At 65.4% G+C, this 23,927-nt stretch carries 15 protein-coding genes; 7 read left to right on the top strand and 8 right to left on the bottom strand.

Annotated features, from left to right (window positions below):
• Positions 1-95: 95 nt before the first annotated feature.
• From ABD842_RS17390 to ABD842_RS17400, 3 genes are all read right to left on the bottom strand, one after another.
• A complete protein-coding gene (locus tag ABD842_RS17390; protein WP_345116761.1) occupies positions 96-1,232 on the bottom strand; it encodes an efflux RND transporter periplasmic adaptor subunit in 1,137 nt (378 codons plus the stop codon).
• 63 nt (positions 1,233-1,295) lie between these two features.
• On the bottom strand, positions 1,296-2,954 hold the full coding sequence (locus ABD842_RS17395; protein ID WP_345116763.1) for a TolC family protein: 1,659 nt from the start codon (positions 2,952-2,954) through the stop codon (positions 1,296-1,298).
• A gap of 24 nt (positions 2,955-2,978) precedes the next feature.
• On the bottom strand, positions 2,979-3,593 hold the full coding sequence (locus ABD842_RS17400) for a TetR/AcrR family transcriptional regulator (RefSeq protein ID WP_345116765.1): 615 nt from the start codon (positions 3,591-3,593) through the stop codon (positions 2,979-2,981).
• Positions 3,594-3,848: 255 nt separating this feature from the next.
• On the opposite strand from ABD842_RS17400, the gene ispF reads away from it, so the two are divergent.
• The 3 genes from ispF (at position 3,849) to ABD842_RS17415 (ending at position 7,950) form a co-directional block, all read left to right on the top strand.
• Entirely contained in the window at positions 3,849-4,328 is a 480-nt protein-coding gene (gene ispF / locus ABD842_RS17405; protein WP_345116766.1) for a 2-C-methyl-D-erythritol 2,4-cyclodiphosphate synthase, read from the top strand.
• 67 nt (positions 4,329-4,395) lie between these two features.
• Positions 4,396-6,090, top strand: a complete 1,695-nt coding sequence (locus tag ABD842_RS17410; RefSeq protein ID WP_345116767.1) for a M28 family peptidase — start codon at positions 4,396-4,398, stop codon at positions 6,088-6,090.
• Between the two features lie 177 nt (positions 6,091-6,267).
• Entirely contained in the window at positions 6,268-7,950 is a 1,683-nt protein-coding gene (locus tag ABD842_RS17415) for a M28 family peptidase (protein ID WP_345116768.1), read from the top strand.
• Here ABD842_RS17415 and ABD842_RS17420 read toward each other — a convergent pair whose 3' ends face one another.
• Complete coding sequence (locus ABD842_RS17420; protein ID WP_345116770.1) at positions 7,951-8,337, bottom strand: hypothetical protein; 387 nt, start codon at positions 8,335-8,337, stop codon at positions 7,951-7,953.
• Between the two features lie 40 nt (positions 8,338-8,377).
• Here ABD842_RS17420 and ABD842_RS17425 point away from each other — a divergent pair, with 40 nt between their 5' ends.
• From ABD842_RS17425 to ABD842_RS17435, 3 genes are all read left to right on the top strand, one after another.
• Positions 8,378-9,754: a lactate utilization protein B gene (locus ABD842_RS17425; protein ID WP_345116772.1), complete on the top strand. Its 1,377-nt coding sequence runs from the start codon at positions 8,378-8,380 to the stop codon at positions 9,752-9,754.
• A 99-nt stretch (positions 9,755-9,853) separates the two neighbouring features.
• Entirely contained in the window at positions 9,854-10,915 is a 1,062-nt protein-coding gene (locus ABD842_RS17430; protein WP_345116774.1) for a hypothetical protein, read from the top strand.
• A 444-nt stretch (positions 10,916-11,359) separates the two neighbouring features.
• Positions 11,360-18,811: a beta strand repeat-containing protein gene (locus tag ABD842_RS17435; protein ID WP_345116776.1), complete on the top strand. Its 7,452-nt coding sequence runs from the start codon at positions 11,360-11,362 to the stop codon at positions 18,809-18,811.
• Positions 18,812-18,907: 96 nt separating this feature from the next.
• Here ABD842_RS17435 and sdaAA read toward each other — a convergent pair whose 3' ends face one another.
• Complete coding sequence (gene sdaAA / locus ABD842_RS17440) at positions 18,908-19,807, bottom strand: L-serine ammonia-lyase, iron-sulfur-dependent, subunit alpha (protein WP_345116778.1); 900 nt, start codon at positions 19,805-19,807, stop codon at positions 18,908-18,910.
• Between the two features lie 241 nt (positions 19,808-20,048).
• Positions 20,049-20,513, bottom strand: a complete 465-nt coding sequence (gene msrB / locus ABD842_RS17445; protein WP_345116780.1) for a peptide-methionine (R)-S-oxide reductase MsrB — start codon at positions 20,511-20,513, stop codon at positions 20,049-20,051.
• A 136-nt stretch (positions 20,514-20,649) separates the two neighbouring features.
• Here msrB and ABD842_RS17450 point away from each other — a divergent pair, with 136 nt between their 5' ends.
• Positions 20,650-22,161 carry an NAD(P)H-hydrate dehydratase gene (locus ABD842_RS17450; protein ID WP_345116782.1) on the top strand — a complete coding sequence of 504 codons (1,512 nt, stop codon included), beginning with the start codon at positions 20,650-20,652 and terminating at the stop codon, positions 22,159-22,161.
• 7 nt (positions 22,162-22,168) lie between these two features.
• Here ABD842_RS17450 and ABD842_RS17455 read toward each other — a convergent pair whose 3' ends face one another.
• Complete coding sequence (locus ABD842_RS17455) at positions 22,169-23,077, bottom strand: UbiA family prenyltransferase (protein ID WP_345116785.1); 909 nt, start codon at positions 23,075-23,077, stop codon at positions 22,169-22,171.
• Between the two features lie 178 nt (positions 23,078-23,255).
• Positions 23,256-23,840 (bottom strand): inorganic diphosphatase, encoded by a 585-nt coding sequence (locus ABD842_RS17460; RefSeq protein WP_345116788.1) that lies wholly within the window; start codon positions 23,838-23,840, stop codon positions 23,256-23,258.
• Between the last annotated feature and the right edge of the window lie 87 nt (positions 23,841-23,927).

Genomic DNA, 23,927 nt, shown 5'->3' on the forward strand with positions numbered 1-23,927 from the left:
TTGAGCTGCAAACTATAAGCGGCAAGCTTATAGTTTGGTGAATCACAACGAAAAGCTTGCCGCTTGAGGCTTACCGCTTACCGCTTGCCGCTCCCTTACAGGCTGACCGCCTGGCCTTCGTTCAGATTCTGGTAGCCGGCCGAAATCACCCGGTCGTTGACTTTCAGCCCCTGGGTAACTTCTACCCGGCCGTTGTAGGTGTTGCCGGTTTGGATAACGCGCTTGGCGGCCACGCTCTTGCCGCCTTTTTGCTCCACCACCAGCACGTAGGAGTTCTGCTCGTCTTTCTGCACCAGGTCGACGGGCAGCACGGTGGCGTTCTGGCGGTCGTAGTTCAGAATGCGCACCGTGGCCACCATGTTAGGGCTCAGCTGCACGGCTCTGCTGCTGCTCAGGCGCAGCTCGGCAGTGAACGTGCGGCTGGTCTGGTTGATGGTGCGGCTCACGGTCCGCACCGTCGCCGGCAGTTCTTCCTGGCCCAGGTCCGGCAGGCTTACCAGCGCCCGGTCGCCGGCCTTGATGCGGCTGGCGTAGGATTCGGAGATGTCGGCCAGAATCTTACCGCCCGAGCCGCCCGTGAGGCGCACGATGGGCGCGCCGGGGGCCGTTACCTCGCCCTGCTTGGGCAATACTTCGTCTACGGTGCCGCTGAAGGGCGCCACAACGTTGTAGAGTTCGCGCTGGCGGCCCAGTGTGGTGAGGCTGCGCTGCAGGGCCTGGTAGTTGTTTTTGGCCTGCAGATACTGAATCTCGGTGCCGATCTGCTGCTTCCAGAGGCGGTCCTGCTTTTCGTAAATCACCCGGGCCAGATCCAGGCGGGTGCGCAGCTCGGCCACGCTGGCATCGAGGATGCTCGCGTCGATGGAAGCCAGTACCTGGCCCTTGCGGACCCGGTCGCCGCGCTGCACCCGGATGGCGGTGAGCGTACCCGCCGAGCGCGCCGCCACGGTGGCGTTCTGGTCGAAGTCGACGCGGCCCTGCACTTCGAGGTAGCTCTTGAAGCTCTCGGGGGCTACCTTAATAGTGGAAATGGGCGTAGCCTGCACCGTGGCCGAATCGGCACTGGCGCCCGTTTTGGCCTCCAGTGCGGCAATCTTAGCCTGGTTGGCTGCCTGCTCCGACTTCAGCTCGGCCAGCTCGGCCTTGGGGTCTTTTTGCCCGCAGGAGGCGACAAGCAAGCTGAGCGCTAAGAGCGGATAGCGGGAGGCTTTCAGGGAGGAAGAGAAGTTCATATACGAAGGAGTAGGAAGTCGTTGAGAAAGAAAGCCGCCAGCGGGTGAGCGGCAGCCGGCCGCTTATTTCTTAGCCTGGTTGTACAGCTCGCCGGTGGCTTTGTCGCGGTCCACCTTGGCTACCAGCACGTCGTAAATGGCGCCGTAGTAATTGGTCTGGGCTGAGCGCAGCTCCGTTTCCGCCGACACCACTTCCAGGTTCGAGCCCACGCCCTCCTGGAATTTGATGCGCGACACCCGGGCCACGTCGGCGGCCAGGTCAAGGTTGGCTTTCTGGTTGTCGAGCACGTCGAGGGCGTTGACGAGCGTGGCGCGGCTCTGGGCATCCTGCAAATCAATGCTCTGGCGCAGGGTTTCGAACCCCCGCTCCAGGGTCTGCTGCTGAATGCGGCCCTGCTGCACCTGGTACTTGCGGCGGAAGCCGTCGAAGACCGGAATCTGCAGGCTCAGGCCGATGTTGCCGAAGCCGAACCAGTTCTGGTTGGCAAAGCCGTTGGCCGCGCGCGAGTCGGGGCCGCGGAAGGCCACCAGGTCGCCGAAAGTATTTGCGGAGCCCGAAAAGCCGTAAGCAGCCGTAGCCAACAGGCGGGGGTAGGCGCCGGAGCGGCGGCTGGCCAGGTCCAGTCCGGCCAGCGCCTGCTGGGTTTCCAAAGCGCTAAACTCGATGCGGTTATTATAGTTAAAGGCGGCCGCCAGCTGCCCCGTGCGGGCGCCGCTCAGCGCCGCTTGCTGGTCCTGCCGGCTCTGGTCGGGAGTAGAGCCGGCCGGCGCGGGCGCCGTGGGTACGGCTCCAAGGCCATCTGCGCCACCACCGGTGGTGGCACTGCCGACACCCAACCGCTGGCGCAGGGTACCCGCATCGATGATGGCGGCCCCGAGCGAATCGGTGAGCTGCACCGCCTGACTCTGGGGCAGGCCCATCTGAAACTTGAGCAGGGCCACGCTGAGCTCGGTCAGCCGCTGGGCTTTCTGCTGCTCCACGACCAGGTTGTTGCGCTGCACGCGCAGGCGGTCTACGTCGAGCTTCTCGACAAAACCGGCCTTATACGTTTCGTTGGTCTGGTACAGGACCGTGTCGAGCCGCTGCACGTTGCGGGCCAGCAGGCCCAGCCGGGAGCGGGCTACCAGGGTGCTGTAATAGGCCTTGCTCACCTGCTCCACCACCTCGATTTCGGCCTGCTGGGTTTGCTTTCTGGACAGCTCCGTGTACACCTTGGCGGCTTTCAGACCAATCAGGTAGGAGCCGTCGAACAGCAGCTGCGACACGGAGGCGCTGGTGTTGGCGGCGTACTGCAGACCGAAGGCAAAGGGCTGGGGCGGCACGTCCAGGCGGCGCGTTTCCAGCACTTTCTCCCCCGCGCTGGCCGCGGCCACGTCGGCCGAGGTCAGCACGGTTTGCTGCACGGGAAAGCTCACCAGGCTTTGCTGGAGCTTGAAGTTGTCGGCCACGTTGGCTGCCACGTTCACCTGGGGCAGGCCCGCCGACCGGATTTCGCCCACACGGGCGGCAGCCGTCTGCTCACCCAGGCGGGTGGCCAGCAGCGAGGATTTATTCTTGACGGCGTAGTCGATGGCCTGCTGCAGCGTCAGCGGCATAGTGCCGGTGGTCTGCGTGGCCAGCTCGGGGCGCGGGGCGGAAGTCTGCGCCAGTGCCGGGCCGGCGGGAGCCAGCAGCAGGCCCGGCCCGGCGGCCAGCAGCAAAACGCGGAGGGTGTTGTTCATAAGGAATCGGCTTGGGCGAAGGAGTTATTCTTCTTCCGTCACGTGACGGTATTCATTTATCAGCTTGTGGCCTTTGAGCGTGACCATTCCCAGCAGGAAATGCTCGTTGCAAGCCATCTGCACGCGGGGCTGGTCGAACTGGGCGTGGGGAAACACGTCGGGGTCGAAGAGCACGTCAATCTGGGCCAGGCGCAGGCGCGAGAGCACCTCAATGTCCAGGTCGGCGCGGTAGAGGCCTTCGGCCACGCCCCGGCGCAGGTTGGCCTGAATCTGACTCAGGATGTAGGTGCTCTTGTGGGCGTGAAACAGCGACCAGGCCGCCGGGTAGTATTTGCGCAGGTCGTGAATGGCGGTGGGGTTGATGTTGGCGAACTGGCGCTTGGCCCAGTCCATCATCTGCACCATCTCGTCTACCGCGTTGCGGGTGTGCTGGATCAGGCTTTCGCACTCCCCCTGCACCCCAGTCAGGTGGTTGGTGATGACGGCCGACACGATCTGGTCCTTGTTTTCAAACCACTTGTAGAGCGTCTTTTTGGAGATGCCCAGGTGCGTGGCAATGTCGTCCATCGACACGCTGCGAATACCGTTGCGCGTGAAAAGCCCGACGGCGGCCCCTAAAATCCGATCTTTTATTTCCATGACTACGCGACAAAGGTACGACGGAAACTTTAAACGACTCCAAAGTTTCCATTAACTTTTTGTCAGCATTTATTCGGGCCGAATGGTTCCCTGCCTTCTCTGACGATTGAGGCGAGGCTTTACTTTATTAGCGCCGCCCTATTTTTAATCGGGCCGGCCGCCGTAGCGCCGGCCTGGCCGCCCGGCGGCCAGTGCCGGCGGTTCGTTGTACCTTGGGGGCTGGTAGTATCTGCTTCACTCCTCTTTCCCGTTCGTATGAAAATCCGCGTTGGCTTCGGCTACGACGTGCATCAGCTCCGCGAGGGCCTGCCTTTCTGGCTCGGCGGCATCCAGGTTCCGCACACCCACGGCGCCCTCGGCCACTCCGATGCCGACGTGCTCATTCACGTCATCTGCGACGCGCTGCTGGGCGCGGCCAACCTGCGCGACATCGGCTTCCACTTCCCCGACACCGACCCGCAGTACAAGGGCATCGACAGCAAGCGCCTGCTGAGCGAAGTCATGCGCCTGCTCCGGGCCAAGGGCTATGCCGTGTCCAACATCGACTCCACCATCTGCCTGGAGGCGCCCAAGGTGAACCCCCACATTGCCGAGATGCAGCGGGTGCTGGCCGAGGTAATGGACATTCCGGCCGACGATATTTCCATCAAGGCCACCACCACCGAAAAGCTGGGCTTTGTGGGCCGCCGCGAAGGCGTGGCCGCCTACGCCACCGTGCTCATTACGCAGGCTTAGCCGGCGCCGTGCAGCCTTCGGCCGCTGCGGTGTCTTTGCTTTACTTTTTCCCCTCCATTTTCCTTTCATGCAGAAAAACACGTTCTACGCGCTGCTCCTGGCCGTCACCTGCGCCTCATCCGCCGTGGCCCAGCAGGCGCCCGAGAAAACCAAGATCAAGGTTAAGCGCGGCAAAACCGAAAAGGTAAGCGCTCCGGCTCCCGCCGCGGAGGAGCCCGCCAAGCAGCCGACCCGGCAGCCGCCCATCGAGACGGACATGGCCCCGGAATACGGCAACACCATCACCGAAGCCGACCTGCGCCAGCACCTGACCATTCTGGCCTCGGATGCCTACGAGGGCCGCGAAACCGGCGAAAAAGGCCAGAAAATGGCAGCCGACTACCTCGCCAAGCAGTATACCGAGCTGGGCCTGACGGGCCCGGTGAAAAACTCCGACAACCCCTACGTGCAGCACTTCACCATGGAGCGCAGCACCTGGACCGGCGACGCCACGATCAAAGCCGGCGGCCAGACCTACAAGTGGCTCACCGACTTCTACGGCGGCGGCACCTCCCCTTTCCAGACCGAAACGACCATCAAGCCCGTGTTCGTAGGCTACGGCATCGAGCAGGACGGCTACTCGGACTACGCCGGGAAGGACGTGAAGGGCAAAGACATCATCATCCTGCTCGGCGAGCCGACCGACGCCGCCGGCAAGCCCGTGCTCAGCCCGGACGGCAAGCCCACCAAGTGGGGCACCGACGTGCGCGCCAAAACGGCCAAGGCGGCCGAGCAGGGCGCCCGCACCGTATTCTTCGTGAGCCTCGACGGCGCCAACTTCGAGAAGACCATAGCCCGCATGGCTCCCTACATCGGCCGGCCGAGCATGCGCTTCGCCGACAGCAAGGAGCCCGGCCGACTGGCTTTCTACGTGTCGCCGGCGCTGGGAGCCCGGATGCTGGGCACCACCGCCGCGGGGCTGACCAAGTACCGGGAAACGGTGGGCAAAACCGCCAAGCCGGCCGCGGCCTTCAAGCCCGCCGCCGTAGCCATCAAGGCCCCCAAGAAAAAGGAGAACTTCACCACCGAAAACGTGATGGGCTTCCTGGAAGGCACCGATAAGAAGGAGGAAGTGCTGGTCATCTCGGCCCACTACGACCATATCGGCATCACCGACGGCCAGGTAAACAACGGCGCCGACGACGACGGCTCGGGCACAGTGTCCGTGCTCGAAATTGCCCAGGCCTACGCCAAAGCCAAAAAAGACGGCCACGGCCCGCGCCGCAGCATCCTGTTTCTGACCGTGACCGGGGAGGAAAAGGGCCTGCTGGGCTCGGAGTACTACACCGACCACCCCGTATTTCCGCTGGAAAGCACCATTGCCGACCTCAACATCGACATGGTGGGCCGCACCGACAAGGAGCACGAAGGCAAAGGCGACTATATCTACGTCATCGGCTCCGACAAGCTCTCCTCGGAGCTGCACGCCATCGACGAGGCCGCCAATAAGAAGTACACCAACATCGACCTCGACTACAAGTTCAACGACCCCGAGGACCCGAACCGCTTCTACTACCGCTCCGACCACTACAACTTCGCCAAGCACAAAATCCCGGTGGCATTTTACTTCAACGGCGTGCATGCCGACTACCACGGCGCCGGCGACGAGGTGGAGAAAATCGAGTTTGCGAAGATGGAGAAGCGGGCCCGCCTGGTGTTTTACACCGCCTGGGAGCTGGCCAACCGGGAAAACCGCATCGTGGTCGACTCGAACAAGAAATAGGAGTTGCCGGGTTTCGGCCCCGCAAAAGGCGCGAAGATCAACGGGGTAGCTCCGCGTTGGGCTTCGCGCCTTTTTGCGGGGCGGGCGGGCTTACTTTTTCGGCTGCTTTCCGTTAGCATAGCTCGGCCCGGCCCGCCGGCTCTGCTCCTGGCCTCATTTGCTCCTGCCCGCTCTGCTATGAAAAAAATTATCCTGTATAGCTTCCTGGCTCTGGCCACCCGGCCGGCCGCGCTGGCCCAGCCGACCGCCGGCAAGGCCAAAGCTGCGGCCAAGGTCGCCGCCCCGGCCCCGGCAGCGGCAGCGGCCGCCGACCAGGCTGCCACCTACGCCGCCACCATCCAGGCCCCCGACCTGCGCCAGCACCTGAGCACGCTCGCTTCCGATGCCTTTGAAGGCCGCGAAACCGGGCAGGCGGGCCAGAAAAAGGCGGCCGACTACCTGGCCCGGCAGTTTGCCGCGCTGGGGCTGCAGGGTCCGGTCCGGGGCGGCGGCAATGCCCACCTGCAGCCCTTCGCCGTGACGCGGGGCACGGCCCGGCCGGGGGGCTACCTGCAGGTGAACGGGCAGCGGTATACCTGGCTGCGCGACTTTTTCAGCTACGGCCCCCTGCTTTCCCCCTTCCCCGCCGAAACTGCGGGTCAGCCCGTTTTTGCCGGCTTCGGCATCGACGCGCCCAGCTATTCGGACTATACCGGACTGGACGTGCGGGGCAAGGACGTGCTGGTCATCATGGGGGAGCCGCAGGATACCAAGGGCCGCAACCTGCTTACGGGTACCAGGGAGGGCGGCGAGTGGGAGTCGGGCGTGAAGAAGATTGCCGTGGCCAAGCAGAAAGGGGCGCGCAGCATCTTCTTTCTCACCTTCGGCTCCACGGCCGACTTCCAGGCCCAGGCCGCCCAGCTGGCCCCGGCGCTGCAGGAGCCGGCCTGGGCCCTACCCGACCCCGGCCCCGCCGCCGCGGATGACGACCACGCCGAAGCGCCCACGGGCATTGGCGTCTACCTGGTGTCGCCGGAAATGGGGCTGCAGCTGGCCGGCACCACCGACGATAACCTGCGCGGCTACCTGGGCGCCGTGGCCAAGAAGAAAGCGCCGGTGCCGCTCAACTTTCAGCCCCGGCCCTTCACGGTTCACCTGCCCCAGCAGCAGGAAAAGCTGACGACCGAAAACGTGCTGGGCTTTTTGGAAGGCACCGACAAGAAGGAGGAGGTGCTGGTCATCTCGGCCCACTACGACCACCTGGGCGTGCGGCACGACACGATTTACAACGGCGCCGACGATGACGGCTCGGGCACGTCGGCGGTGCTCGAAATTGCCCAGGCGTTTGCTCAGGCCAAGAAAGACGGCCACGGCCCCCGCCGCAGCCTGCTGTTTCTGCTGCTGACGGGCGAGGAAGAAGGCCTGTTTGGCTCGCAATACTACACCGGCCACCCCGTGCTGCCCCTGGCCCAGACGGTAGCTAACCTGAACATCGACATGGTGGGCCGCACCGACAAGGCCCACGCCGGCAAGCCCGATTTCGTGTACGTGGTCGGCGACGACCGGCTGTCGTGGGAGCTGCACACCATCAACGAGGCCGCCAACGCCAGGTACGGGCAGCTGGCCCTCGACTACACCTACAACGCCGCCGACGACCCCGAGGAGCTGTATTACCGCTCCGACCACTACAACTTCGCCAAGCACAAAATCCCGGTCGTCTTCTTTACCAGCGGCCTGCACGCCGACTACCACAAGGCCACCGACGACGTGGACAAGATTGAGTTTGAGCCCCTGGCCAAGCGCGCCCGGCTGGTATTTCATACGGCCTGGGAGCTGGCCAACCGCGACAACCGCGTGGCCCTGGACGCCACCAAGCCCTGACTAGCTTTGCGCTGCCGCCCGGGCCTGCGGGCTCAGCATGAAGCCCCGCTGGAGGCAGAACTGCAGGAAAGCCCGCCGAATGGCCCCCGACGAAGGAATGAAGTCGTAGCTGGCGCCGCTGGCACGGTCGAAGTACAGCGCCACCCGCTCCTGGCGCAAAAAGCCCTCGGGGCGGTAGTCAATCCGGCTCAGGGCCGTATATTCGTAGTAGCTGGCAGACATCACCTTGATTTCTATCCCGGCCGGCAGCAGCAGTAGCCGGGGGCTGAGGCTGTTGTGGGAGCTGCCCGGCAGAAAGCCCAGCGTCAGGAAGCTGCCCCGGATTTCATCAATGGGCAGCGCAAACCCTTCGGGGGGCAGCGGGTTAGGAATTTGGGAGAAAGCCAAGGGAAAATCAGCGGGTAGAAACGTGCAAGGAACCAGCAACATGCTCACTAAATCTAGTCAATTCCAGCTCGACAGCGAAACCAAAGCCTTTGACCTGGAGCACCGGCGCAAGATTCGCTTCAACATCGGCAAGTACAACGCGGCCGTGCAGACCGGCCTGGGCTGGTACTACGACCACGAGCTGGCCCGGGAGCGGGCGTCCTACCTCAAGGCCAAGGCCATCAACCACCTCGACGAGTACCTGCTCGAGTTTGAGCGCAACTTCACGGCCCGCGGCGGCAAGGTTATCTGGGCCCGCGACGCGCAGGAGGCCCTGGCGGAAATCGGCAAGATCATGGCCCGCAAGCACGCCCGCACCGTGGTGAAGGCCAAGAGCATGACCACCGAGGAAATCCACCTCAACGACTACCTCGGCAAGAACGGCATTGAGTCCATCGAAACCGACCTGGGCGAGTTCATTGTGCAGCTCAACGGCGAGCGGCCCTACCACATCGTGACGCCGGCCATGCACCTGAGCAAGCAGGACATTGCCGCCATCTTCGTCAAGCACCTCAAGATCGAGCCCACCGACGACGCGCAGGAGCTGGTGCTCACGGCCCGCCACCTGCTGCGCGGCAAGTACACGGAGGCGGAAGTGGGCATCACCGGCGGCAACTTCCTGCTGGCCGATATCGGCGGCGTGGCCGTAACCGAGAACGAGGGCAATGCCCGCCTGTCGGCCACGTTTCCCAGCACCCACATTGCCATCGTGGGCATCGAAAAGGTCATTCCCAGCGTCCACGACCTGGATTTGTTCTGGCCCCTGCTCAGCACCAGCGGCACGGGGCAGCAGGTCACGGTCTACAACACCATCTACACCGGCCCGCGGCAGCCGCTGGAGAAAGACGGCCCCGACGAGATGTACGTGGTGCTGCTCGACAACGGCCGCACCACCCTGCTGGCCCAGGCCGACAAGCGCGAAGCCCTGCACTGCATCCGCTGCGGGGCCTGCCTGAACGTGTGCCCGGTGTACAAGAACATCGGTGGCCACACCTACGAAACCACGTATTCGGGGCCCATCGGCTCGGTGATTTCGCCCCACCTGGGCGGGCTGGCCGAAAACAAGCACCTGAGCTACGCCTCCTCGCTGTGCGGGGCCTGCACCTCGGTGTGTCCGGTCAAGATCAACATTCACAACCTGCTGCTCCGCAACCGCCAGCAGGTGGTGCAGCAGGGCCTCACCGACACGGAGGAGCGCACGGCCATCCGCCTCTGGCTGCTGAGCATGAAAAGCCGCCGCCTGCTGAACCTGCTGCCCGCCCGCGCCAAAAACTGGGTGCTGCTGCGCATGCTCAGCCAGGTGGGCTGGAACAAGCGGCGCGAGGCGCTGGAAGTGGCCCCGAAGTCGTTCAACAAGCTGTGGCGGGAAAGGAGCTGACCGGTAAAGGAGGCGGGCCCGGTCCGAAACCTAACCATTCTGCCCCGTAGCAGTAAAAAGACGACGCCGGGCACTTTACCAGCGGATCAGCCTGCTACTATGCTCGACGTATTATTGCGCGTGCTGGCCTTTCTGGGCGGCGTGTTTCTGGTGTTCAGCACCGTCCTGGCGGCTATCCGCTCGTTTGTGCTGCCCCGCAACGAGTCGGTGCTGATCAACAACTGGGTGTTCATGGGCATCCGGCACGTATTCAGCGCCCTGGCTTCCTCCAAGAAAACCTACGCCCAGCGCGACCGGGTCATGTCGATGTACGCGCCGGTCGGGCTCGTGATGCTGCCCGTGGTGTGGCTGGTTCTGCTCTCCATTGGCTACACCGGCATCCTGTGGGCGCTGGGCGAGGGGACGCTCCTCACGAGCTATATTCTGAGCAGCAACTCGGTGCTGACGCTGGGATCGGTGAAGGCGGCCACTATGCTCGGCGGCATTGCCTCCTACTCGGAAGCCACGTTTGGCCTGCTGCTGATTACGCTCCTGATTTCCTATTTGCCCACCATGTATCAGGCTTTCACCCGGCGCGAGCTGGTGGTAGCCCGGCTGGAGCTGCGCTGCGGCACCAACCGCACCGCCACGGAGCTTATCATCTGGCTTAACCGCACCGGCTCCCTGGCCGATGACGCGCCCCAGTGGGAACGGTGGGAAGAGTGGTTCGTGGAGATTGAGGAAACCCACACTTCGCTGCCTATCCTATCATTTTTTCGCTCGCCCCAGCCGGGCCGCTCCTGGGTTACGGCCGCCAGCATTATCCTGGATGCCGCTGCCGTCATCATCAGCTCCGTAGATCAGCCGCGCGACCCGCAGACGGAGCTGTGCTTTAAAGCCGGCTGCATTACCATCAACCGCATCAGCCGCTATTTTGAAGACCGCGCCCACGCGGAGCCCAACAATCTGATAAACGAGTCGGACCCGGTGGAGGACCCCACGCGCCGCGACTTTTTCCAGACCTACGACCAGTTGCGGCAGGCCGGCGTACCGCTGAAAGAGGATCAGCAGGCCGCCTGGGACGAGTATCAGGCGCTGCGCGCCCGCTATGCCAGCGCCGTCCAGTATCTGGCCAAGCTCACCATGTCCCCGGACCTGAAAGCCATCGGCGGGAACCGCTGATTGGGTTGAAAAATGGCTCGGCAGTGCTGTCGTTGGGCAGCCAAACCGGTTGTGCCCCGGCCCTGGGAATGAGCGCCACAGTTTTTTTGAGGCTTTTGCCCAAATCATTCTGTTATCCGCTTTCTATCAGCTACTTTGTGATATTATTGCAGAATAGCTATTTTCCAGCATTTTTCCGTCCAACATCCTGTTCGTTCGGGCCGAAATGCTTTTTTGGCTTCCTCCCCTTTCGGCATGCGTCAGCAGTATTCGCTTATCATCCAGCCGCTATGCCGAGCCCAGGGCAGACTCCCGCAGTCTGCCCCACCGATTCGCTGAGGGGCCGCTAGCCCGCCCCACGCTTACTTTTTACCAGTCGTGACTTTTCCGCCTGCGGCCCGCTCATGCGCCTGGCCCGGACGGGTATTCTGTTTTTCACTTTTCCCAACCCTCTTTCCTTCTTCTATGCAACAATCTTTACGCTCCGGGCCCCGGCCCGACTGTTTAGTGCCGGCTGCCCCCATCCCCGGAGGGACGAGGCTGCGGCGGCTGGGCCTGCTGCTGGCGCTGCTGCTGAGCAGCCAGCTAAGCTGGGCCCAGGTCACCAAAACCCTGCCCGGCGACTATGCCACCCTGGCGGCGGCTTTTACGGATTTGAACACCAGCGGCGTGCCGGCCGGCGGGGTTGTCATCAACGTGACGGCGGGCTACGCCGAAACCCTGACGGCCCCGCTGCTGCTCACGGCGACGGGTACCGCCACCAATGCCATTGTATTCCAGAAGGCCGGGGCGGGAGCCAATCCGAAGATTACGGCCGGCGTGGGCACTACCACGAGCCTGGACGCCATCATCGGCCTGTCGGGTGCCGACTACGTGACCTTCGACGGGCTGGAGCTGACTGAAAGCGCCGCCAATACGACGCCTATTACCCAGATGGAGTTTGGCTTTGCGCTGTTCCGGCCTTCGCCGACCGACGGCTGCCAGTTCAACACCATCCGCAACTGCGTGGTGACGCTGAACAAGGCCAACACGGGAACCTTCGGCCTCTACGGCGCGGCCACTACGGCGGCCCTGGCCACTTCGGTAGCGGCTACCGCCCCCGCCGGGGCCAACTCCGGCAACCGTATCTACGGCAACACGGTGAGCAATGCCGTGTCGGGCATGTACCTGACCGGCGCTACCACCACCACGGCCCCCAACTACGACCTGAACAACGAAATCGGGGTGACGGCCGCCAACACGGTCACCAACTTCGGCGGGCTGGCCGCCTCGGGCTGGGGCATCGGCGTGAACATCCAGAACGGCGCCAGGATTGCCAACAACATCGTCAACAGCGGCGGCGGCGCGGCCGGCACCTCGACGCTGCGCGGCATTTACGGCAACACCGGCACCTCGTCGAACATCGACATCACCAACAACACCATCACGCTGTCCAGCGGCGCTACCACCAGCCTGCTGGCCGGCATCGACAACGGCATCGGCTCCACGGCGGCTGCCAACACGGTCAACATCACCGGCAACACGGTACAGCTGACCTACGCCACGGCCACGACGGGCACCCTGAGCGGCATCAGCAACACGGCTTCGGCCGCAACGGTCAACATCACCGGCAACACGGTGCAGAACAGCACGGCCGCCGCCGCTACCACGGCCTCGTTCAACGGCATCGTCTGCTCGGCCGGTGCCGCCGTCAACCTGAGCAGCAACAACGTCACCAACAACTCGACGGCCGGCACGGGCACCATGACCCTGATTTCGTCGTCGATAGTGTCGGCGGCCACCCCGGTCACCATCAACAACAACACGCTATCGGGCAACAGCAAGACGCCCGCCGGGACTACGGCCGGCACCTCGCTGTTCGGCATCTCGCTGGGTACGGCCACCACCACGATTACCGGCAACACGGTTACCAACAACAGCATCGTCTCGTCGGGCACCTCCACCTCTACCTGCACCCTGACCGGCATCAACAGCACGGCCGCCTCGACGCCCACCGAGGTGCTGAGCAACAACGTCGTGACGGGCCTGACCATCAGCGGCACCAGCACCAGCACGTCGCACCTGCTGCGCGGTATTGTGACGGCCACCAGCAGCTCCAACGTGCAGACGATGACCCAGAATACCGTGGCCGGCCTGGCCCTGACGGCGGGCAGCGGCACGGTTACCGGCATTGCCATTCCCAGCGGCGGCGGCGCGGGCAGCAGCATTGCCCGCAATAAGATCTACGACCTGAGTGCGGCCGGAGCTACCAGCACCGTCAACGGCCTCACCATTGCCGGCGGCGGCACCTTTGCGCTCACCAACAACCTTATCGGCGACCTGCGGGCCCCGGCGGCTACGGGCCTGGTTGCCATCAGCGGCATGAGCTTTACCTCGGCTACCGCGGTGAATGCCTACTTCAACACCATCTACCTGAACGCCACCAGCGCGGGCGCCACCTTCGGCACCTCGGGCATCTACCTGAACTCCACGGCTACCACGCTCGATGCCCGCAACAACCTCGTGGTGAACAAGAGCACGGCCGCCGGCACGGGGGGCTACACCGCCGCCCTGCGCCGCGTTTCGGGCACGGCGGGCACGGCGCCGGCCAACCTGGCGGCCGCCACCAACAACAACCTGTACTACGCCGGTACGCCTTCGGCCACCAACGTTATCTACGTGGAAGGCACCAGCACGGCTACCAACGCCGCCGCGACCCTAGCCGGCTACAAAGCCCTGGTTTTCCCGCGTGAAACCAACTCCGCCACGGAGGATGTATCTTTCCTGAGCACCACCGGCCCCGATGCCACCTTCCTGCACATCAACCCCGCCCCGGCGACGCAGGTGGAAAGCGGCGGCACCCCCGTCAGTGGCGTCACCATCGACTTCGATGGCCAGACCCGCAACGCGACGACGCCCGATATCGGCGCCGACGAAGGCTCGTTCACGCCCCTCGACCTGACGGCCCCGACCATTACCCTCACGCCCCTGGGCAACACGCCCAGCACGGCCAACCGCACCCTTACGGTTACCATCACCGACCCCAGCGGCATTGCCACGGGCGCCGATGCCCCGCGCCTGTTTTTCCGCAAAGGCACGACGGGCGCTTTCCAGAGCGTGCAGGCCAGCAGCGTGAGCGGCAGCGCCTACACCTTCACGTTCGACTACTCCCTGGTGGGCGGCGTGACGAGCTTCGACGCTATCCAGTACTACGTGGTGGCCCAGGACGCCAGCGCCAACAACAACGTGAGCAGCAACCCGCCCGGCGGCACGTTCACGACGCTGCCGGCCCAGGTGTACCAGTTCCTGATTCAGGGCACGCTCAGCGGCACCTACTACGTGGGCACCGGCGCCTCGCCCGACGCGACCCGCACCTACGCCACGCTGACGGCCGCCGCCGCCGCCTACAACAACAACCTGCTGGGCGGGGCAGTAACCTTCCTGCTGCTCGACGCCAGCTACGGCCCCAACGAGACATTCCCCATCCAGCTTCTGGCCAACGCGGATGCCTCGGCAGTCAACACACTGACCATCAAGCCCACTGACGGCCTGAACACGACGCTGACCGGCAGCAATGCCGTTGCCCTGCTGCAGCTCATCGGCACCGACTACGTAACCGTGGACGGTACCAGCGGCGGCACGCTCTCGGCCTCCGACCTGCGCCCGAGCCGCAACTGGACCCTGAACAACACCAGCACGGCCACGGCCAGCAACGGGATTGTGCTGACGGTGTTCAACGCGGGCGGGGACAACGCCACCAACAACACCTTTAGAAACCTGGTAATCACCGGCAGCGGCGCGGCTACGGCGCAGGCGGGTATCATCATGCTGGCCGCCGCCGCTAACCCGGCCGGCAACAACGGCAACGTGGTACGCAACAACGCCGTGTCGGGCAGCATCTACGGCATCTACTCGCAGGGGCCGAGCGCCGCGGTGAAGAACACGGGCACCGTTATCAGCCAGAACGACCTGACCGTGACGGGCGCCGGCGCCATTGGCCGCTTCGGCATCACGGGCTACTTCGAGGATGGCATTCAGGTGACCCAGAACACGGTGGACGGCATCAACACGGCCGTTTCCGGGGATGCCTGGGGCATCGGCCTGGGCTTTACCGGCATCAGCGGTACCGTCTTCACCGGCAGTGAGGTCGTCAACGCCACCGTCGACCGCAACTACATCGGGACGGTGCGGCAGACCAATACCTTCTCGGCCGTGGGCATTGCCCTGGCCGCGGCCACCTCGGGCACCTCGACCATCAGCAACAACATGATTGCCGGGGTTTCGGCCAATGGTACCTCCGGCGACTTCGGCGCGGGCATCTACCTGGGCGGCGGCACGGGCTCGACTACCCGCGTGGTATTCAACTCCATCAGCATGACGGGCACGCAGACCGGCGGCAACTACCCCAGCTACGCGCTGGCGGTGGGCGGCTCGTCGCCGGCAGTGCAGATTCGCAACAACGTGCTGGCCAACACCCAGACCACGGGCACGGCCAACAGCATCGCCCTGGGCTTTGCCTACAGCAGCACGGCCGGGGCGTACGCCAACCTGACTTCCTCCAACAACAGCTTCTTCATCGGCACCGGCGCCAACTTCGGCGTCGGGCAGACCGGCAGCCTGAGCACCACCGGCACGTTGCGCGCCACGCTGGCCGCCCTGAACGCCGAAACCGGCCAGGACAACCCGGCGACGTCCAAAGTGGCTGATCCGCAGTTTGTCTCGGCTACCGATCTGCACAGCGTGAGCCCGGCGCTGAACAACGCCGGCGTGCCGGTTGCGGATATTACGGTTGACTTCGACGGGCAGCTGCGCTCAGGCCTGATGCCCGACATCGGCGCCGACGAGTTCAGCCTGCTCGACCTGGCCACCACGGCCCTGACCGGACCAACGGCCGGCAACGGCTGCTACTCGGCCACGGAAGCGGTTTCGGTCACCATCCGCAACACGACGGCCGTCACCCTGGACTTTGCCGTGACGCCCGCCACCGTTTTTGTATCGGTGGCGGGCGGCGCTGCCGCTCAGAATATTTCGACCATCGTCAACACCGGCACCCTGGCCCCGGGCGCCTCGCTGGTAGTAGCCGTGGGCACGGTCGACCTGTCGGCCGCCGCTACCTACTCGCTGAGCGGCGCCGTGAGCATAACCGGCGACGAAGTTCTCGAAAACAATACGCTGGCCACGCCGCTGACCATCGTCAGCACGCCCCGTACGGTGGCCTTCACCTATGCGGCCGGCACCATCTGCGCGGGTTCGGGCTCGGCCGTAACGCCGACGCTGGGCAGCGGCTCGGTGACGGGCGGCACGTTCAGCGCTCCAGCTGGACTGACCATTGACCCGACCACGGGCGCTATCAACCCCACCACCTCCACGGCGGGCACTTACCTGGTAAGCTACACCGTGGCCGCCGCGGGCAACTGCCCGGCCCTCACGGCTACCCAGTCGGTGACGGTAGCTCCGGTAGCCTCGGCCGCGTTCAGCTACGCGGCGGCCAGCTTCTGCCGGAACGGCGCCAACCCCTCGCCCACGGTAACGGGCGTGAGCGGCGGCACCTTCGCGGGCAGCACCGGCCTGAGCATTGATCCGACGACGGGCGTCATCAACCTGAGCGCTACGGCGGCCGGCACCTACACGGTAACCTACACCGCGGGCGGCAGCTGCCCCGGCACGACCACCCAGTCGGTGACGATTACCTCGGCTCCGGTTGCGGCCTTCAGCTACGCGGCCGGCACCTACTGCGCCGGCGCCACCAGCACCGTGCCGCCCACGCTGGGCAGCGGTGCGGCGGCCGGTACGTTCTCGTCTACGGCGGGCCTGAGCCTCGATCCGGCGACGGGCGTCATCAACGTGGCCGCCTCCACGGCGGGCACCTACACCGTGACAAACACTATTGCCGCCTCGGGCTCCTGCGCGGGCGTCACGGCTACCGCTTCGGTAACCATCACGCCGGCTACCTCGGCGGCCTTTGCCTATGCCGGCAGCACCTTCTGCCTGAGCGGCACCAACCCCACGCCAACCATCACCGGCACGGCGGGCGGCACGTTCAGCTCCACGACGGGCCTGAGCCTCAATGCTGGCACGGGCGTTATCACGCTGGCAACGTCCACTCCGGGCATGTACACGGTGACGTACAGCGTGAGCGGGCCCTGCGCCTCGTCGACCACGACCCAGGTGACGATTACCACGGCTCCTTCGGCCTCGTTCTCCTACGCCCAGCCCGGCTACTGCGCCGGAGGCACGGCCACGGTTACGCCGACGTTCGGCGCCAACAGCAGCGGCGGGGTGTTCTCGGTTTCGCCGGCTACGGGCCTGACCATTGCCCCCAATACGGGCGTCGTTACGCTGGCTTCCAGCGCGGCGGGTACCTATACGGTGACCAATACCATTGCCGCTTCCGGCGGCTGCGCGGCGGCCACGGCTTCGACCACCATCATCCTCAACGCGGCCCCGGCGGCCACGCTGACGGCCGGGGGGCCGACGACTTTCTGCCAGGGTGGCTCGGTAACCTTCACGGCGCCAGCCGGCACGGGCAACAGCTACCAGTTCCTGCTCAACGGCACGGCTATCAATGGCGCTACCTCGGCTACCTACACGGCTTCGGCCGCCGGCAGCTACTCGGTCACGGTAACCAACGCCAGCGCCTGCTCGGCCACTTCAGCGGCTACGGCCGTGGTGGTGAACCCGACTACGACGGCGACGTTCACCTACGCCAGCCCCGCCTTCTGCCTGAGCGGCACCAACCCCGCGCCGACCATCACCGGCACGGCGGGCGGCACGTTCAGCGCTGCGGCGGGCCTGAGCCTCAATGCTGCCACGGGCGTCATCAACCTGGCAACGTCCACGGCCGGCACCTACGTGGTGACCTACAGCGTGGGCGGCTCCTGTCCTTCCTCCGCCATTGCCAGCATCACGCTGAATCCGGCAGCCATAGCCAACGCCGGGGCCAACCAGGCCTTCTGCTCGGGAAGCTCGGTCCAGCTTGGTACGACGGCCATAGCGGGCTACACCTACAGCTGGAGCCCGGCTACGGGGCTGAGCAGCGCCACGGTCAGCAACCCGACCGTGACGCTGACCAACACGGGCACCGCCCCGCTGGTCGTGACCTACACCCTGACGGCTACGACCGCCAACGGCTGCTCGTCGACCAGCACGGTGCAGGTGACGGTGAACCCGGGTCCGGTAACGGCTACTCTCACGGCGGGCGGTCCGACGACCTTCTGCCAGGGCGGCTCGGTGACCTTCACGGCCACGGCTACCACGGGCAACAGCTACCAGTATTTCCTGAACGGCACGGCCATCGCCGGCGCTACCAACCCGACCTTCACCGCCGTGGCCGCGGGTAGCTACACGGTGCAGCTGACCAATACCACGAACTGCTTCACGGTATCGGCCCCGGTGGTGGTGACGGTGAATGCCACGCCGAACACGCCCACGCTGACCAGCACGACCCAGCCTTCGGGCGCCATCCTGCTGACCTCCAGCGCGGCTACCGGCAACCAGTTCTACCGCAACGGCGTGCTGGTGCCCGGCGCCACGGGCCAGACCCTGCTGCTGCTCTCGGGCGCGCAGAGCGGCATCTACACCGTGGTTTCGACCAGCGGCGGCGGCTGCTCCTCGGCGGCTTCCAACGCCGTCAACGCTACGGTGCTGGCTTCGGCCAAGGCTAATCTGGCAGCGGTCAGTGCCCTGCTGTTCCCCAACCCTACCGCCGACGGCAACGTCATGGTGGAGCTGCGGGGCTACTCGAAGGCCGCTGACGTAACGGTGCTGAACACGCTCGGTCAGGTGGTCCGCACTTTGGTGCTGCACCCGGAGCAAGCGGCTGCCAGCGCCGCCAGCCTCAGCCCGGTTGACCTCTCAACTCTGCCGGTGGGCGTGTACCTGCTGCGCATCAGCAGCCCGAACACGGCCCCGCAACTGCTGAAGCTGGTGCGCCGCTAAGCGCCCGGCAGCAGCCGCAAAAAAGCCCCGCCGGAATTCCGGCGGGGCTTTTTCATGTCTGAATACACCAGCCGGCGGCCCGACGGCCGGCGCGGGCTAGTCTTCGTCGGGCAGGATGTTGACGTCCTGCACCAGCACCATCTTCTCGATTTCGCGGCCGCGGGTGGTGTTGGCCAGGCCCCCGAGGGCGGTTTCCTTGTAGCGGGTTTCCATGCTCTGCCCCACCTCGCCCAGGGCCGCCACGCACTGATCCACAGGAATGACGGGGTTGACGCCGGCAATGGCAATCTGGGCCGAGCTGAAGGCAATGGCGGCCGCCGAGGCATTGCGCACCACGCAGGGCACCTCCACCAGCCCCGCCACCGGGTCGCAGACCAGGCCGAGCATGCACTGAATGGTAATGGCCACGGCCGCGAAGGTCACGTCCACGTCGCCGCCCAGGCAGTAGACGATGGCGCCGGAGCCCATGGCGGCCGCGGAGCCGGTTTCGGCCTGGCAGCCGCCCACGGCGCCGGCCAGGGAGGCATTCTGCTCGATGATGAGAGCAATGCCGGCCGCTACCAGCAGCCCTTCGAGAATCTTGTGGTCGTCGAGCTTGTGCAGATCCTGGAGCGTGACCAGCACGCCGGGCAGGATGCCCGAGGCCCCGGCCGTGGGCGCGGCCACCACCCGGCCCATGCACGAATTCACCTCCTTGGCGCCCAGGGCCCGCACAATCAGGCTCTTAAACTCCGGCGACAAAACCGTGACGGGGGAGGCCGCAATTTTCTTGGCCCCGTTGTTTATCATGCCCGAGCGGGAGGTCATGTCCTCGGTCAGGCCGGTGTGCACGGCGTCGCGCATCACGTCGTAGGCCCGCTGCAGGCCCGTCCAGATTTCGGCCTCGGTGCGGCCCTTCTGCTCAATTTCGTAGTCCAGCACGGGCTGGTAGAGGGGCTCCCCGGTGGCGGCGCAGTGGGCCTGCCAGGAAGCAAAGTCAGTGAAGAGCAAGGACATGGGCGGGAGGAAAAGCGGGAGTGGCGGAGAAGAAAGAGTCGAATGCGAAAGCCCGGAGCCAGGAGGCAGCAGCCGGTAAGCAGGTATACGGCTCCAACACGCCCGGCGGCGCGGGGGTGCGAAAATCGGGATAATTCCGGTGCCCACGCCGGCCGGCCGGCCAGCTGCCCTTTAAAAACGAAAAGCGGCCCACTTGCGCGGGCCGCTTTTCCGGCTTCTGGCTACTAAGCGCGGTCAGGCTTTAGGCCCCGGTAGCGGCTTTTTCACTCACCAGCTTCACGGCGGCCGAGTTGATGCACAGGCGCAGCCCGCTCGGGGCCGGACCGTCGGGAAACACGTGGCCCTGGTGGGCGTCGCAGGTGTTGCAAAGGGCTTCCACCCGGGTCATGCCGTAGCTGGTGTCTTTCTTATACTTGATGGCGCTGTCCTGCACCGGCTGGGTGAAGCTGGGCCAGCCCGTGCCACTCTCGAACTTGGTGCGCGAGTCGTAGAGCGGGGTGCCGCAGCACACGCAGGCGTAGAGGCCGGCTTCGTGGGCCTCGCAGTACTCGCCGGTGAAAGCCCGCTCGGTGCCGTGCTGGCGCGTGACGTGGTACTGCTCGGCCGTGAGTTGGGCTTTCCACTCGGCATCGGTTTTTTCTACCCGCCGCTCGGGGGCCGGGCTGCCGTTGGTGGCCAGCCGGAGTACGTCGTTCCAGGTTTGCATATGTCGTAGTGTTGAAGAGTAAAAGCTTGAGCTCTGGAAACGCGAAAACCGGACGGTAAGTTTTTAAGCTCGTCCTAGCCCGCCCAGCCTTCGCCTTGCGCTTGCGTATGCTCCTGCAGATGCTTACTCTGCCGCTATGAAACTGCTCACCGCCGCCCAGACCCGCCAGGCCGACCTGGCCACCATGCAGGAACAGGGCATTGCTTCCGAAGCGCTGATGGAGCGCGCCGCCCGGGCCTTCACCGCCTGGCTCACCGCCCGCCAGAGCCCGGCCGAAGCCGGTGAAATCCTGGTGCTCTGCGGCCCCGGCAACAACGGCGGCGACGGCCTGGCCATTGCCCGCCTGCTCCACCAGCGCGACTACGCCGTGCGCGTGTACCTGCTGCCCGCCGACCACTACGCCGCCGACTTTACCCTGAACCGCCAACGGCTGCCGGCTGTGCCCGTGGCCGAGCTGGACGCCGCCGCTTTGCCCACAATTCCGGCCGATGCGCTGGTCGTGGATGCGCTGTTCGGCACCGGCCTGAGCCGCCCGCTGACGGGCCTGGCCGCGGCCGTGGTAGCCCACCTCAACCAGGCGGCGGCCCGGGTGGTGGCCGTCGACATTCCTTCGGGCCTGCTGGCCGACGCGCCCCAGCCGGCGAAAAGCCCGGTGGTGCAGGCCCGGCACACCGTGAGCTTTGAGCTGCCCAAGCTGGCTTTCCTGCTGCCCCGGAACGCGGCCTGCGTCGGCCGCTGGCACGTGCAGCCCATTGAGCTGAGCCGAAGCTTCCTGGACCAGGTGCCCGACGCCCTGCACCTGATCGATGCGGCCCTGCTGGCGGGCCGGCTGCCGCGCCGGGCTACGTTTGCCCACAAGGGCACCTACGGGCACGCGCTGCTGCTGGCCGGCAGCTACGGCAAGATGGGCGCCGCCGTGCTGGCCGCCAACGCCTGCCTGCGCAGCGGCGTGGGGCTGCTCACGGTGCGGGGGCCGGCGGCGGGCTACGACATCCTGCAAACCGCCGCCCCCGAGGCCATGGCCCTGCCCGACCCCGCCACCGACTTCGTGACCGAGCTGCCCGGGCTGCAGCCCTACTCCGCCGTGGGCATCGGGCCGGGCCTGGGCCGGGAGGAAAGCACCCGGCAGCTGCTGGAAAAGCTGCTGCGCCAGGCCCAGGTGCCCCTCGTACTGGATGCCGACGCCCTGAACCTGCTCAGTGAAAGCCCCGACCTGCTGGCCCTGCTCCCGCCCGACTCGCTGCTTACGCCCCACCCCAAGGAGTTTGAGCGCCTGACCGGCCCGGCCCGCGACGACTACCACCGCCTGGACCTGCTGCGCGACTTCTGCCGGCAGCACCAGTGCTACACCATTCTGAAGGGCGCCTATTCCTGCCTGGGCACTCCCGGGGGGACGCTCTACTTCAACAGCACCGGCAACCCCGGCATGGCCACCGGCGGCAGCGGCGACGTGCTGACCGGCGTGCTCACGGCCCTGCGCGCCCAGCACTTCTCGGCCCTCGATGCGGCCCTGCTGGGCCTGTACGCCCACGGCCGCGCCGGCGACCTGGCCGCCCGGCAAACCGGGGAAGCGGGCCTCGTCGCCGGCGACCTTATCCGGTTTCTGGGGCCGGCGTTTCAGGAACTCACTACCGCCGACCGCTTTTAGCCCCGGCCTAGGCCACCCAGTACGCCACCCCGAACTGCACCAGCAGCAGCCCGTCGGCCAGCAGGGCGAAGTAGTAGTCGGGGCGGGTTTCGTCGGCGTACCAGATGATGGCGCCGGCCAGCAGCGTAGGCACCGTGAGCACCAGCAGGTGGTGAGCCGACACGCCCGGCGGCACCAGCAGCGCCGAAACCGCCAGAAATGCCAGGCCCAGCAGCTTGGTGGCCCGCAGCCCAAACAGCCCCGGAAACGTGCGCGTGCCGCTGAGCCGGTCCTTGGTGTAGTCGCGGATATCGAACACCAAGGCCAGGTTCAGGATGAAGAAGAAGCGGCGGGCAAACAGCACCAGCACTTCCGGCTCGCCCAGGGCTTTGCCCAGGTACAGCGCCGGCACCCACACCGTGATGGCCGACCAGACGTAGGCAATGAGGAAGATCTTGAGCAGGGGCAGGTCGCGCAGGGCCCGCCAGCGGCCGTGGCGGCGCACCAGGGGCATGGAGTAGAGCAGGGAAATGGCCGCCAGATGCCCCAGAAACAGCGTGAGGGGGCGCCAGCCGTCGGTCCAGAACAGCACGCCGGCCACGGCCAGGCTGCCCAGCGCCAGCCCGAGCAGCGCCCGGCGGTGGCGGATAATCCAGCGCTTGCGCGCCGAGAGCACCGCCTGCTGCCGGTACTTGTAGGGCAGCACGCTGTCGATGTTGTAGAGAAACAGCGTGGCCGCAAAGATCAGGGCGACCAGGCGAAACGGGATGGGGTGGCGCCAGAACAGAAACGTGGCCCAGGTGAGGCCCGTGGCGGCCAGCGCCACCAGCGTGCTGCTGTAGAGCACGGCGTCGGTGCCGCGCCGCAGGATGGTGAGCCAGGCGGGGCGAACTGACGGGGAAGTGTCGCTAAACGCGCGCTGGGGTCCGGGCGGCATGGCTGGGGCGGCAAAAGACGGCCAACGCCGCGGCCCAAAGATACGGGGCCGCCGCTACTCGCCGGCCCGCGAAAAAGATACGACCCGGCGGCGCTGCTGCCCCCGACCGGCCTTCCAGCAGAAAGCCCCGAAACCAGGCGGGCTTCGGGGCTTGCGGAAGTCAGAAACGGGAGGCCGGCTAGGCGCTCAGGCTTTCCGTCTTGGTCGTGGTGACGCCTTCGGCATCCTTGCTGAAGGTCTCGTGGTAGAGCTTGATGCTGTCCTCGATGATGCGGTAGGCATCTTCGCGGCCCAGAAACTGCTCCACCGTCACCTGCTTGTGCTCCAGGGCTTTGTAGTCTTCGAAGAAGCGGCGCATTTCCAGCAGCGTGTGCGGGGGCAGGTCGGCAATGTCGTTGTAGTGGTTGACGGAGATGTCGTTGGCGGCCACGGCAATGATTTTGTCGTCTTCCTCGTCGCCGTCAATCATCTGCATCACGCCGATGACCTTGGCATCGACCAGGCACATGGGCACGATGTCGACCGAGCAGATAACGAGGATGTCGAGCGGGTCCTTGTCGTCGCAGTAGGTTTGGGGAATGAAGCCGTAGGCGGCCGGGTAGTGCACGGCCGAGAACAGCACGCGGTCCAGCTTGAGCATGCCGCTGTCCTTGTCCAGCTCGTACTTGCCTTTCGAGCCTTTCGGAATCTCGATGATACCGTTTACCACCGCCGGAGCGCCTGCGCCGCGCTCTACATCGTGCCAGGGGTTAAAATGAGCCATTGTGTTTATTACTGAGAAGTGTGAATGTTGATTTTTGGGGTTTAGTTTTTTTCTCGCCTGTCATCCTGAGCCTGCGAAGGACCTTAT

The sequence above is a fragment of the Hymenobacter algoricola genome, from assembly GCF_039539525.1.
In the GTDB taxonomy this organism is placed as follows: Bacteria; Bacteroidota; Bacteroidia; order Cytophagales; family Hymenobacteraceae; genus Hymenobacter; species Hymenobacter algoricola.

Coding starts and splice junctions, on each gene's coding strand:
- ABD842_RS17410 (WP_345116767.1), top strand. CDS start 4,396: ATGCAGAAAAACACGTTCTACGCGCTGCTCCTGGCCGTCACCTGCGCC.
- sdaAA (WP_345116778.1), bottom strand. CDS start 19,807: ATGTCCTTGCTCTTCACTGACTTTGCTTCCTGGCAGGCCCACTGCGCC.
- ABD842_RS17400 (WP_345116765.1), bottom strand. CDS start 3,593: ATGGAAATAAAAGATCGGATTTTAGGGGCCGCCGTCGGGCTTTTCACG.
- ABD842_RS17450 (WP_345116782.1), top strand. CDS start 20,650: ATGAAACTGCTCACCGCCGCCCAGACCCGCCAGGCCGACCTGGCCACC.
- ABD842_RS17415 (WP_345116768.1), top strand. CDS start 6,268: ATGAAAAAAATTATCCTGTATAGCTTCCTGGCTCTGGCCACCCGGCCG.
- ispF (WP_345116766.1), top strand. CDS start 3,849: ATGAAAATCCGCGTTGGCTTCGGCTACGACGTGCATCAGCTCCGCGAG.
- ABD842_RS17460 (WP_345116788.1), bottom strand. CDS start 23,840: ATGGCTCATTTTAACCCCTGGCACGATGTAGAGCGCGGCGCAGGCGCT.
- ABD842_RS17390 (WP_345116761.1), bottom strand. CDS start 1,232: ATGAACTTCTCTTCCTCCCTGAAAGCCTCCCGCTATCCGCTCTTAGCG.
- ABD842_RS17430 (WP_345116774.1), top strand. CDS start 9,854: ATGCTCGACGTATTATTGCGCGTGCTGGCCTTTCTGGGCGGCGTGTTT.
- ABD842_RS17395 (WP_345116763.1), bottom strand. CDS start 2,954: ATGAACAACACCCTCCGCGTTTTGCTGCTGGCCGCCGGGCCGGGCCTG.
- msrB (WP_345116780.1), bottom strand. CDS start 20,513: ATGCAAACCTGGAACGACGTACTCCGGCTGGCCACCAACGGCAGCCCG.
- ABD842_RS17435 (WP_345116776.1), top strand. CDS start 11,360: ATGCAACAATCTTTACGCTCCGGGCCCCGGCCCGACTGTTTAGTGCCG.
- ABD842_RS17425 (WP_345116772.1), top strand. CDS start 8,378: ATGCTCACTAAATCTAGTCAATTCCAGCTCGACAGCGAAACCAAAGCC.
- ABD842_RS17455 (WP_345116785.1), bottom strand. CDS start 23,077: ATGCCGCCCGGACCCCAGCGCGCGTTTAGCGACACTTCCCCGTCAGTT.